The sequence below is a fragment of the Algibacter luteus genome, from assembly GCF_900141715.1.
Taxonomy (GTDB): domain Bacteria; phylum Bacteroidota; class Bacteroidia; order Flavobacteriales; family Flavobacteriaceae; genus Arenitalea; species Arenitalea lutea.
In genome coordinates this window covers 53495-66064 of the sequence record NZ_FQYK01000002.1, presented here as the reverse complement: position 1 = coordinate 66064, position 12570 = coordinate 53495, and the positions used below count along the sequence as shown (strand labels likewise).

The window sequence follows — 12570 nt, the reverse complement described above, 5'->3', positions numbered from 1 at the left end:
ATTATTTCTGCATGCGATAATATTTTGTATTCAGATTTTTATAAACCAAATATTATATGAACTATAATGAATCTCATTATGAGTTTTTAAATTCTTTCAGTAATATACCAGAAGAACTTGTTCAAGAGCTTTTAAACATTACAGAATTTAAAACAATTAAAGAAGGCACACAGCTTGTAAAGTTGGGTGAAGTTCCTTCTAAAGTATACATGCTGGTTTCAGGTATGTTGCGTTGTTTTTTGATTACTGAATCTGGTAAGGAGTTTAACAAAAGTTTTTATTTGCCTATTAGTTTTGCGGGACCCGTTGCCGCATTAATTCAAAAAAAGCCTTCGTTATTTGTTTTTGAAGCACTTAGCGATTGCGAGGTTTATGAAATTGATTATTACAAATTGATGGCATTATGTAACAAAAACGAATCCTTAAATATGTTATATTCTAAAGTTTTAGAAACTGTATATATGGCATATGAGAAGCGATTAGTAGAATTGATTTCGTTAAATGCTACCGATAGATACTTACAATTAAAAAAGCAAGTACCAGGTGTTGATGAGTTAATACCACAGTATCATATCGCATCTTATTTGGGTATAACACCAGTGCAACTAAGCAGGATAAGAAAAAAACTTGAATAATTTAACAAATGTTAATTCAAGATAATTTCGTTAGTTATATATTTACATGGTTTCTTATAAATTACAATTTACAAGAGTTAATAGCTAACCAACCAAAAAGACAGGCAAATTAATTTTACCTGTCTTTTTAAATAATTCTTGAAACTTAATTTTATTTTAGGCTTCCAACCATTTCCTCAGGTTTTACCCAAGCATCGTATTCTTCGGCTGTTACATAACCTAAATTAATAGCTTCTTCTTTTAAGGTTGTACCATTTTTGTGGGCAGTGTTTGCGATTTCTGCGGCTTTATAGTAACCTATTTTTGTATTTAATGCCGTTACCAGCATTAATGAGTTATTTAATAGTTTCGTAATAACGTCATAATTCGGTTCAATACCAATGGCACAATGTTCTTCAAAACTCACACAAGCGTCACCAATAAGTTGGGCCGATTGTAAAACGTTTGCCGCCATTACAGGCTTAAATACATTTAATTCATAATGACCTTGTAAACCACCAACAGATACAGCAACATCATTACCCATAACTTGCGCGCAAACCATGGTTAAAGCTTCACACTGGGTTGGGTTTACTTTACCAGGCATAATAGAACTTCCTGGTTCGTTGGCAGGAATAGTTATTTCGCCAATTCCTGAACGTGGACCAGAGGCCATCATACGTATATCATTAGCTATTTTATTTAAGGATACTGCTAATTGTTTTAGAGCGCCATGAGTTTCAACTAAAGCATCATGTGCTGCCAAAGCCTCAAACTTGTTAGGTGCAGTTACAAATGGTAATCCGGTAAATTTTGCAATATATTCAGCTACGCGTTTACTGTAACCTTTTGGTGTATTTAAACCGGTTCCTACTGCAGTACCTCCTAGAGCTAGTTCACTTAAATGCGCCAAGGTGTTTTCAAGCGCTCTTAAGCCATGATCTAATTGTGCAACGTAACCTGATATTTCTTGACCTAAAGTTAAAGGAGTTGCATCCATAAGGTGTGTTCTACCTATTTTTACTACATTTTTAAATGCTATAGATTTCTCGTTAAGTGTATTTCGTAATTTTTTAACACCAGGGATTGTTGTCTCCACCATTTTCTTGTAAGCTGCAATATGCATGCCTGTTGGAAAGGTATCATTTGAAGATTGCGATTTATTCACGTCATCATTTGGTTGAATGGTTTTTTCGCCTTCACCAATAACCTTTCCTGCTATTTGATGCGCTCTGTTAGCGATAACCTCATTCACGTTCATGTTACTTTGTGTTCCAGAACCCGTTTGCCAAATAACTAACGGAAATTGATCGTCGTGTTTTCCTTCTAAAATTTCATCACATACTTGTGCAATTAAATCTCTTTTTTCAATAGGAAGTACTCCTAATTCACAATTGGTATAAGCAGCAGCTTTTTTTAGGTATGCAAATCCATAAACAATTTCTAAAGGCATAGAAGCAGATGGGCCTATTTTAAAATTGTTTCTAGAGCGTTCCGTTTGCGCTCCCCATAGTTTATCGGCTGGGACTTTTACCTCGCCCATGGTGTCTTTTTCTATTCTGTAACTCATGATGTTTTGAAGATTAAATACAAACACAAAATTACAATTTTTGGGATGTTATAACAATTATAAATGAACTTTTAAATTAAAAGATTCGCTTATCTTTGAAGAATTAATATTTGGCTAACTTTTGCTATAATTAGCAATCTAATTCATGAAAATAAATAAGTATCATATTATTATTACTATAATTTTACTCATTGGTTTGTTGTTTTTAAATCAATTTATTTCATCTTATTACGAATTAGAGAGAAAAAAGATTGATGACACGCTTAGTAAAACACATTCCGATGCTATGATACGTGCGCGCGCCGGGATTGAGGTCTATGCGGCTTTAGTTTCTTCGTTAAAAAGTTATACCAAAAATAGTACATCGTTTCCGTCAGAAGTTGAACTTCAAACTTATTTGAATGATCTATTAGATGAAATACATTTTGACAGTTCAATAATAATAAATTATATAGATACCACTCATGTTTTTAAATATGTTATAACTCCTGAAGAAATAGATCCTCTTGGTATAAAAGGCGTTTCTGTAAAAGATTTTGTAGATAATGAAAGACTAGACGAATTAAATAAGCTCATGTTGTCTGAAGATATAAGTTTATTTACACCAATAAATTTAAGAGAAGGTTGGGTAGGGTTCCCTTTTAATTTTTCAGCACGAGACAATAATAACAATACCTTAGGATATTTTACGCCAATTATAAATGCTAAATATTTACTTGATTATTTTTATGAAGGTAGCAATAGCGAGGAATTTGTGCACAAGTTTATTGTTAAAGATAGTATAGATTTAACAAGAGAAGCCTATTTCGATGGTTCCCCTATATATAATGTGGACAAAGATTTTGAGTATTATAAAAATTTTAATGTAAACGAGGAAGATTATATCTATTCGGACATTAATGTTTTTAATTTAAAATTAAAGGTAGGGAGTTCTTATAAACACAAACCTAGCTTAAATAATACCATTGGATTTTTGGCGTATTTGTGGTATTTCATCATCTTCTTTTTAGTTATAATTATTTATAATCAATTTTCAAAAAACGAAAGACTTAATAAAAATTTAAAAATTGCAAACGAAGAAATTAGTATTCAGAATGTAGAATTGGAAAAGAATTTATCAAAAATTCAAACGCTTATTAAGGAAATACATCATAGGGTAAAAAATAATATGCAAATGATTTCTGGAATATTGACTTTGCAGCAAGATGAGAGTAATGATGCTAAAGTTAAAACCGCATTAGAACAAAGTAAAAATAGAATTAATTCTATGGCCCTAGTGCATGAAAAACTTTACGGAAGTTCTTCTCTGAAGGATATAAGTACAAAAGAGTACTTGGAACAATTAATAAATTTTGTAGAACGTACGGTGAAGTCTGATGAATTGACTTTAAATAAGACTATTAATATTGACAGTAATTTAATATTTGATGGAGATACTACTTCTAATCTTGGTTTGATTATAAATGAATTAGTAACAAACTCATACAAATATGCTTTTAAAGAGGATGTTGTTAATTCTTTAAACATTTCAATACTCAAAGATCCTGATTTTTATGTTTTAGTATATTCAGATAGTGGTCCTGGACTTCCAGAAAACTATGATTTTAATTCTTCAAAATCTCTTGGAGTACAACTTATTGTTATTTTAACCGAGCAACTTCAAGGTAAAATAGAATATTCAAATGATAATTTAAGTACGTTTAAAATTTACTTTAATCCGCTTCAGCCGAGTTTTAAAGAATAACCAGACTATTAACAAATACATGTTAATAATTTTTAAATTGATATTGTATAACACACGGCTTTGTACTATCTTTGTGCAAGATTATTAAAAGATAAAATTTATTATGTTTGAATTTGACCAGTATTTAGGTTTTTTAGCGTTTTTAACTATTTTAACAATAGGTTTTTGGTTAATGATTTTTTTATTAACTTTTGTTATTCCTTATTGGATAGGAGGTTCTTTAATAGAAAGATTAAAAGAAATTAAAGAAGAGAAGAAGGCTAAGCGTCAAGAATAAAACATAATTACAGATATAAAAAAAAGGAAGCTAATTTAGCTTCCTTTTTTTTATGGGTTTATTTTACATATCCATGCCGCCATCACCACCATCAAATCCACCTTGGCGCTCGCGCTTTTTCTTTTGGTTGAATCTATAAGTAAATGCCAGATTGAATGTACGACCACCTCTAAATTGAATTTCTTGATAGGCAGTAAATGTTTCTGCGGTAATATCATTGCTAAAAAATGCCGTATTAAAAAGGTCTCTTACATTAAAAGCTATAGACGCTTTTTCTTTAAGAAAATCTTTACTAAATGCTAAATTAGTTGAAATGATACCTTTTCTATCATTTTGAGCATCTTGACTAGGCCCTCTAAAATTTATATTTGTTTGCCAATCAATATCGTACGGTAAAGTAAATTTATTTGTAAGTCTCGCTCTCCAAGTTAGGTTGTTAGCACTTAAGTCAACGCCATTAAATTCGCCTTCGCGTTCAAATTTATAAATATTAAAATCGGTATTAACACGCCATTTTCTTGTTGGGCTGTAATTTAAATTCAACTCAAAACCATAGCGTATATCCTCGCCTAAATTAATAGGTCCTCTTGCTATAACTGGAAATTCTTCACCATCAACAATAACAGTTTCATCGGTTGTTCTACTGGCAAAAGTCATAACTTCTGTTGAATGAGAATAATAGATTGATGAAGAAATAGTTAGTTTATCTAATTTATTTAAATACCCAATTTCAAAAGTACTTGAGAAGGTTGGATTTAAGTCTGGATTTCCTTGAAATACGTTGGTTATACTAGAGCGAGAAGGGAAGGGGTTAAGCATAAAACCTCTAGGTCTTCTAATTCTTCTGTTATAGCCTATGGTGAAACTTTGAGAATCACTCATTTCATAATTTATATTTACAGTTGGAAATAATCCGTTAATTTTTTTTCTGCTAAAATCGCCCGTAGTAGGTTGGTCTAGTGTAATTCTGGTATTTTCAAATCTAAGCCCAATTAAATACGAAAACTTGTCAATTTTACTCCCAAATTGCGTGTAAACAGCAGTGTTGTATTGCTTAAAATTAAAGAGATTTGTAAGATTGTTATTTATTTCAAAATTACCAGATTCTGGATCTAAGAGAGACACTTCAAAATCTGTAGATCTTGTTGTGAAATCTCCTCGATAACCAAGTTCTATCTGGCTCTTTTCTCCAATAGGTACAACATAATCAGATTGTAAGAGGATATTAGATTGATCTTCAAGCGTGGTTATTATTTCAGACTCTATACCATCAATTGAAATTAAAGAATTCAGGTCTTCATTTGAATCTTCATATTGAAAGTCGAACGTTAATTTATGGTCGCTAGCCTCGAAGTTCTTTGTGAAATTTAAAGCATATTGAATTGTTTTATCTTCTTCCTTTTCTGGATCTTTTCGTTCACTTTCACTCGTAGTATTCGTAATTTTATTGAACTGAACGAGTTTATTTACAGAGTTGTTTTCAGAATTATTATCGCGATAAACTACAGATGTTGTTAATGAAGCGGAGTCGTTTATATACCATTCAATACCTGTATTTGTCGTAATGCCTTTTCTAATATCTAACCAATCGCGTTTTTCATCTAAATCTGGTGTATTATCGTCAAAATATTTTACATCGTTATACCATCTTCCTATAGTTTCTTGGTATCTATAAGAAGTTGTATTGAATAGGTTTATATTACCAGTTCTATAATTTATATTTCCTGATATTCCAGCAGCATCAGGATGTCCAACATTAGCGGTAACTGAACCGTTTAAGCCTTGTAGCTTACTTCTTCGCAATATAATATTTAATATTCCTGCAGTTCCTTCGGCTTCATATCTAGCTGAAGGTGAAGTGATTACTTCTACTTTATCAATAGCTTCTGCGGGTAATTGCTTGAGTGCTTCTGTAGAATTAAGTCCAACCAATCCAGAAGGTTTACCGTTTATAAGTATACGCACATTGTCATTACCTCTTAAGGCAACATTGCCATCAGCATCTACTGAAACGGATGGAACGTTATCTAAAACATCACTTACATTTCCTCCACTTACTGTTAAATCTTTTCCAACATTGTAAATCTTTTTATCAAGCTTTATTTCAACAGTTGTTTTTTCTGCAATAATTTCAACTTCAGCTAAAGTTTCAGCATTAATTTCTAAAGAAAAAACACCTAAATTTTCATTTTTTGATATAATTTTATTGGGTATTGTAATGGTTTTGAATGAAATGTATTCAATGGTAATGTCATAAGTTCCCGTTGGGACCGGAATATTAAAATCGCCTTTCGCATTGGTTATTCCACCAGTTACTATTTTATTTTGATTTTTATTGAAAAATGCGATAGTTGCATATTCCAAAGGAAGTTTCGTCTCTTTATCAATTACATTTCCTGATATTTTTACTTCTTTAATTTCAGCTCTTTGAGCAAAAGTAAAGCCCGTGAATAAAAAGAAAATTAACAATAGAAGCGTGTATTTTTGAGTCATGAATGATGTTTAAACATTTAGACAGCAAATTTACGCTAAGGTTTAGTGGTCTTAGGTTAAAGTTATGTTAATGCAAATTGTTTAGAACCGTTATAAGATAGTAGAAATAAGTTCAGGTGGTCTCCCAACAACTGCTTTATCACCATTAATAACAATAGGACGTTCAATAAGCTTTGGATTTTCAACCATGGCTTTAACAATAACGTTGTCGCTCAAGGTTTTACCTTTAAAGTTTTCTTTCCATACAGCTTCATTTTTTCTAACTAAATCTATAGGATTTATTTTTAGTAGTTTGATGATTTTTTTTAATTCTGCAACACTCGGAACTTCATCTAAATATTTAATAATTTCAAAATCTTTCCCTGAATTTTCTACAATTTCAAGTCCAGCACGAGATTTACGGCATCTGTTGTTGTGGTAAATTTTTATCATTATAAATAAATATTAAATGTTAGTAACTGTTTGTAGAGTTTGTCTGGAGATTCAAATAGTAATCCGTTTATGCCTAGTTTTTTAGCGGCTTCAATATTTCTGAGATTGTCATCAATAAAAATCGAGTTTTCAGCTTTTATATTGAATCTGTTTAAGGTTAAATTGAAAATGGCATCAAAGGGTTTTCTAGTTTTTTCTTCTCCTGAAACCACTATACCTTCAAACCATTGTAAAAAATCGAAACGCTCTAATGCAATAGGGAATGTTTCAGCACTCCAATTGGTTAGTGCAACAACTTTATAGTTTCTACTCTCAACTAGTTTTTTTAAAATAGTCACAGTTCCTGTAATTTCTCCAGCCAACATTTCTACCCATCGACCATAAAACATACGAATTTCATTTTCATATTCAGGAAAAAGCAAAACTCTGTCTTCTGTAGCTTGAGCTAGAGGATACCCTGCGTCTTGGTTTTCATTCCAATCGCTAGTGCAAATGTTATCGAAGAACCACTGCATTTTTTCGCGATTACCATTAAAGACTTTTAAATATAAGTATTCAGGATTCCAATCGATTAAAACGCCACCAAGATCAAAAATAATGGTATCTATTTGTTTCATAGTTGGTTATCGTCTTCTACTTTTTGTCCCATCATCATTAAATACGATTTTAAAAACTCGTCAATATATCCGTCCATTACCGCATCAACATTGCCTGTTTCATGACCTGTTCTTACATCTTTAACTAATTTGTAAGGATGCATCACATAATTTCTAATTTGGCTTCCCCATTCAATCTTCATTTTGCCTGCTTCAATATCTTCTCGTTGCGACATTTGTTTTTGAAGTTCTATTTCGTACAATTGCGACTTTAACATTTGCATGGCTCTGGATCTATTATCATGCTGAGAGCGTGTTTCAGAACATTGAATTTGAATACCCGTTGGTTTGTGGAGTAACTGTACTTTGGTTTCTACCTTATTAACATTTTGTCCTCCAGCACCGCTAGAACGTGCTGTTGTAATTTCTATATCAGCAGGGTTAATTTCAATTTCAATAGTGTCATCAACAAGTGGATAAACATAAACAGAGGCAAAACTAGTATGACGTTTTGCATTACTATCAAAAGGCGAAATTCGTACCAATCGATGTACGCCATTTTCTCCTTTTAACCATCCAAAAGCAAAATCGCCTTCAATCTCTAAAGTAACGGTTTTGATACCTGCGACGTCTCCTTCTTGAAAGTTTAGCTCTTTAACTTTAAATCCACTTTTTTCGGCATACATTAAATACATACGCATAAGCATGCTAGCCCAATCGCAACTTTCTGTACCTCCAGCACCTGCGGTAATTTGTAATACTGCGCTTAAACTATCGCCTTCTTCGGAAAGCATATTTCTAAACTCAATATCTTCGAGTAGAGAAGATGCTTTGTTGTATCTGTTTTCAACGTCTTCTTGCGTCGATTCACCTTCTTTGAAAAACTCGTAAATAATTTCGAGGTCTTCAATAAGTGTCTTTAGGTCTTTGTAGTCTTGAACCCATTTTTTCTTCACACGAAGCGATTTCATTGTAGCTTCTGCAGCTTTTGGGTCGTTCCAAAAATTTGGGTCGAAAGTTTGTTCTTCTTCGTTTTGTATTTCTATTAATTTGGCATCTATGTCAAAGATAGTGCCTTAGCTTATCTAGGCGGGTATTGAGATCTTTTATTTGATCTGATGTTATCATCTGATAATAGTTTTAAACAAAAATAGAAAATTAAACTAGATTTAGTATTTAATAGGTGGGTGAATTTCAATGATATATTTGGAATAGATTAATTGAAAATAGTTTCGAATAATTTATAAAAAAAAGCCCGAGATATTTCTCAGGCTTTTTTATAAAATCAACTAATTTTTAGTGTCCATCTGTTAAACTACAAGTATTTCCTTTTTCATCGGTATGACTTGTAACTAGGAATGTTCCGTCGTTTTTGTTACCATCATCATCGGCAGGGTCAGGGTAAGACCCTAGATTACCAAAAATGCTTTTTGATGCATCTACATTACCTAAGATGTCATCAGAACAACTTGTGTGAATGCTAGCTTGTAAATTTCCATTTACAGTGTAGTACCACCAATTTCCAACAGCACCTAAAGTTGGTGTTATTACATCACCTTTAGAAACGTTTGTAAAAGTTTGAGATCCACCGTTGTCTCCTGTTACAACTATTACAGCTCCAGAAGGTCCATCATATTTAACAGACATCTTAACAATTTTACCATCACAGTCGCATTCAGTGCTATCTGGAGTAGTCGGATCCATTGGTAGTACTTCTACATTATAACCATCAAGTGTACAAGTATTTCCTTTATCATCAGTATGCATCACAACAAGGAAAGTACCATTGTTGCTACCAAACTCTGGATTTGGATAGGTACCCATATTTCCAAAATCACTTTTTTCAGCATCTACATTTCCTAAGATATCATCAGAACAACTTGTATGAATGCTACCTTGAACGTTTCCGTTTACAGACCAATACCACCAGTTACCAATATCTCCTAAAGTCACGTTAAGAATTTCTCCTGTTTGCACGTTGTTAAATGTTTTTGAATTATTACCGTTTTCATCAGCACCTACAGTTACAGTTGCACCATTTGGACCGCCGTATTCTACAGCCATTGAAACTATTTTACCATCGCAGTCACATTCAGCACTTGTTGATGGCGGATTCTTTTCACATATAGGACCGTTATCTTTACTAGTTCCGGCTGTAACAACTATATTGTTACCAATTGGTAATCCTACATAAAATGGTTTAGAACAACTCATATGAATTTTACCTGTATCATGCTCAGGTGCACTTTGTGCCACACCATTTAAAATGAACATTAGATCATTTTCTTCAAACTTCCCATCATCTTTACTTCCATTAAGAGTGATTTCTTGTCCATTACTAACAGAACCACTCCATAATACTCCATTTTTATCTTTAACAATAAGTTCTGCATCACTCCCTGTATACTCAAAAGTAAAACTGGTAACACCGCCTTTACATTCTTGACAATCTGGTTGCATAGGAGGAATGTCTTCACAAATAGGACCATTATCTTTACTCGTACCAGCTGTAACTACTAAACTATCACCAATAGGTAATCCTACATAAAAAGGTTTAGAACAACTTACGTGAATTTGCCCTGGATCATGTTCAGGCGCGCTAAGTACAACACCATTTAAAGATATAATTAGGTTGTTTTCTTCAAACTTACCGTCATCTTTACTACCAGAAAGTGTAATTAATTGATCAGGCGTAACTACAGCGTTGAATAACACTGCATTTTTATGCTCAACTTTTAATGTTGCATTATTAAGCCCTGTATATTCCATTGTAAAACTGGTTACACCACCATCACATTCGTCACAAGGCATTTCATTCATGGCACACATTTCACCATTATCCTTACTTCTTCCAGCTGTTACAACAAGAGAATCTCCAATTGGTAAGCCAACATAAAAAGGTTTAGAACAACTTACGTGAATTTCACCTTCATCATGTCCTGGTGCACTTTGTGCAGTTCCATTTAAGGTAAAAATTAAGTTATTTTCTTCGAACGTACCATCATCTTTACTACCAGAAAGTGTAATTAATTGTCCAGGATTAATCATTTCATTGAATAATACAGCATCTTTGTGTGCAACTTTAAGTTGTGCAGGACTGCTTCCAGTATATTCTACTGTAAAGCTAGTTACACCACCTTTACATTCATCACAAGGTATAGGGCATAAATAAGCACCATTGGAGCTTTTCCCACTAATAACTTCAATATCCTCAATTATTAAGCCAGGGCCAATAGCTTCAGAACAATCCGTTTTAATTTTAACATAGTCTCCATCTACGTAAACTTTTATTTCTTCTCCTAAAGTTCCGTTTTCATCATTCCCCATAAAAGTAAATGTGCCTCCAGGGGCAACGTTTCCTTCGAAAACAACTTTGCTACCGTTCACACCTTCATCTTTAGTTTTAACGACGATATGAGCTTCTTCGTCACCATTATATTTTAATTCTAATTCGGTTACATTTCCTTCACAGTCTTTACAATCCTCTTCTTTTTCAGGAACGTCAACTGTGTAAATAATTGATTGAATTATTTGATTAAGTGGGTTACGTTCGTTAGCAATAAACATAAGTGCTACTTGTTGGCCACATCCAGGTTTAAAATCTTGCCCTTCTGCAACAGCAGCATCAACAATTTCCATAGCTACTGCTTCTAAGGCAGCCCTATTTTGTTTCCAACCATCCTTAACATCTCCTGTTAAATAAAAACAATTAACACAATTGTTGTCATCTAAAAGCTCCCAAATAGCCCATTGAACCATTCCGTAAGTATAAGTTTCTCCTGATATTGAACTTACTTTGCCAATAAAATCTTGGTTAAGAATCCAGTTTACAAGAGGGAAATTTTGTGGATTTTCAAATTCTTCAGTTGGAAAATCTTCATAACTTGAATACACATTAAATTCATAAGGCCCTTCAACTTCTAAATATCCATCAACATCGCCACACCAACCTTGAAGGCCTGTAGCTGCTAAGTCTGTATTTAAAATATCAAAATCAAAATATGCATCATCACCAGGGTTAGCAGTAGTTTGAATACTTACTGAATTTGGTAAACTAGCATGTAGAGATTCAAAGTCTGGTTCGCAACTTGCTGTAAGTTGAGAGGACATTGAAAATGATTGCAGCGAATCTTCTTGTAAATCAAGTAATTCCTTTTGGCATGAAAAGAATAGAAAAACTATCCCTAAAAGAGTAAAAATTTTTGTTTTCATAATTGAATTTAGTTAATTAATAGCATTTTAGTTAAGACACTTAAAATTATGAAAGGTCACTATTTTAAGAGAATGTGAGGGTAAATGACTCAATTAAATAATAAGTGTTATCACAAATTTATAAAATGTAACTGTAGGAATTTAATTAGTTCGTTAAATTGAAAAAATATAACGATTATTAGTTGAGATACAAATAATTAAGGTTGAAAGGCTGTTTTTATTTTGTTTAATCGGGTGCTTTTATTGCTCAATTAGAGATATCAGAAATGATAATTTTATTATTTTAAGCAATAAGTTTTATTTTAAAAAAACCACCAGGTAATTTTTTTGTTAATTTGTGTATGAATAAACTATTAGAAAAAGCAAGGTACTATTCTTTTTGGTTTATTGATTTTTAGAATAATTTCTTCTAATTCAATAGTATTAATATAAAAGGTCTGAGAAATTAATCCCAGACCTTTTATATTAATTATTCATAAGGTTAATAAAGCACTTTTAAATCAGTGACCGCCATTTGAAGGAAGTATATCATATATAGGGCATAATTCGCCACCATTACGACTAGCACCACCAATAACAGAGAAATCTCCGAAAATAGATCCAGGACCAATTTCTACAGAACAACTTGTATG

The 12570-nt window shown here is 32.5% G+C and carries 9 protein-coding genes; 3 read left to right on the top strand and 6 right to left on the bottom strand.

Features of this window, described 5'->3' with window-relative positions:
• Window positions 1-56 precede the first annotated feature (56 nt).
• A complete protein-coding gene (locus tag BUA46_RS03795; RefSeq protein ID WP_019387426.1) occupies window positions 57-635 on the top strand; it encodes a Crp/Fnr family transcriptional regulator in 579 nt (192 codons plus the stop codon).
• A 151-nt stretch (window positions 636-786) separates the two neighbouring features.
• Here BUA46_RS03795 and fumC read toward each other — a convergent pair whose 3' ends face one another.
• The gene (gene fumC / locus BUA46_RS03790) at window positions 787-2184 is read right to left on the bottom strand and encodes a class II fumarate hydratase (RefSeq protein ID WP_019387425.1); all 1398 of its coding nucleotides are present in this window, start codon (window positions 2182-2184) and stop codon (window positions 787-789) included.
• A 145-nt stretch (window positions 2185-2329) separates the two neighbouring features.
• Between fumC and BUA46_RS03785 the strand changes: the two genes are divergently transcribed.
• Together BUA46_RS03785 and BUA46_RS15080 are read left to right on the top strand one after the other, a co-directional pair.
• Window positions 2330-3928, top strand: coding sequence for a sensor histidine kinase (locus BUA46_RS03785; protein WP_019387424.1), 1599 nt, complete (start codon window positions 2330-2332; stop codon window positions 3926-3928).
• A gap of 103 nt (window positions 3929-4031) precedes the next feature.
• Window positions 4032-4205 carry a hypothetical protein gene (locus tag BUA46_RS15080; protein ID WP_019387423.1) on the top strand — a complete coding sequence of 58 codons (174 nt, stop codon included), beginning with the start codon at window positions 4032-4034 and terminating at the stop codon, window positions 4203-4205.
• Window positions 4206-4268: 63 nt separating this feature from the next.
• On the opposite strand, the gene BUA46_RS03780 is transcribed toward BUA46_RS15080, so the two are convergent.
• From BUA46_RS03780 to BUA46_RS03760, 5 genes are all read right to left on the bottom strand, one after another.
• Window positions 4269-6698 (bottom strand): TonB-dependent receptor, encoded by a 2430-nt coding sequence (locus tag BUA46_RS03780; protein WP_019387422.1) that lies wholly within the window; start codon window positions 6696-6698, stop codon window positions 4269-4271.
• A gap of 90 nt (window positions 6699-6788) precedes the next feature.
• A complete protein-coding gene (arsC, locus tag BUA46_RS03775; RefSeq protein WP_019387421.1) occupies window positions 6789-7130 on the bottom strand; it encodes an arsenate reductase (glutaredoxin) in 342 nt (113 codons plus the stop codon).
• Window positions 7130-7747 carry an HAD family hydrolase gene (locus BUA46_RS03770; RefSeq protein ID WP_019387420.1) on the bottom strand — a complete coding sequence of 206 codons (618 nt, stop codon included), beginning with the start codon at window positions 7745-7747 and terminating at the stop codon, window positions 7130-7132. The genes arsC and BUA46_RS03770 overlap by 1 nt, the downstream gene beginning before the upstream one ends.
• A protein-coding gene (gene prfB, locus BUA46_RS03765) for a peptide chain release factor 2 (RefSeq protein WP_143148071.1) occupies window positions 7744-8854 on the bottom strand; the annotation gives its coding sequence in 2 pieces (ribosomal slippage) (window positions 7744-8790 and window positions 8792-8854; 1110 coding nt in all). The genes BUA46_RS03770 and prfB overlap by 4 nt, the downstream gene beginning before the upstream one ends.
• A 168-nt stretch (window positions 8855-9022) precedes the next feature.
• Window positions 9023-11938: a DUF7467 domain-containing protein gene (locus BUA46_RS03760; protein ID WP_143148070.1), complete on the bottom strand. Its 2916-nt coding sequence runs from the start codon at window positions 11936-11938 to the stop codon at window positions 9023-9025.
• Window positions 11939-12570: the final 632 nt, after the last annotated feature.

Coding starts and splice junctions, on each gene's coding strand:
- BUA46_RS03770 (WP_019387420.1), bottom strand. CDS start 7,747: ATGAAACAAATAGATACCATTATTTTTGATCTTGGTGGCGTTTTAATC.
- BUA46_RS03780 (WP_019387422.1), bottom strand. CDS start 6,698: ATGACTCAAAAATACACGCTTCTATTGTTAATTTTCTTTTTATTCACG.
- BUA46_RS15080 (WP_019387423.1), top strand. CDS start 4,032: ATGTTTGAATTTGACCAGTATTTAGGTTTTTTAGCGTTTTTAACTATT.
- fumC (WP_019387425.1), bottom strand. CDS start 2,184: ATGAGTTACAGAATAGAAAAAGACACCATGGGCGAGGTAAAAGTCCCA.
- BUA46_RS03795 (WP_019387426.1), top strand. CDS start 57: ATGAACTATAATGAATCTCATTATGAGTTTTTAAATTCTTTCAGTAAT.
- arsC (WP_019387421.1), bottom strand. CDS start 7,130: ATGATAAAAATTTACCACAACAACAGATGCCGTAAATCTCGTGCTGGA.
- BUA46_RS03785 (WP_019387424.1), top strand. CDS start 2,330: ATGAAAATAAATAAGTATCATATTATTATTACTATAATTTTACTCATT.
- BUA46_RS03760 (WP_143148070.1), bottom strand. CDS start 11,938: ATGAAAACAAAAATTTTTACTCTTTTAGGGATAGTTTTTCTATTCTTT.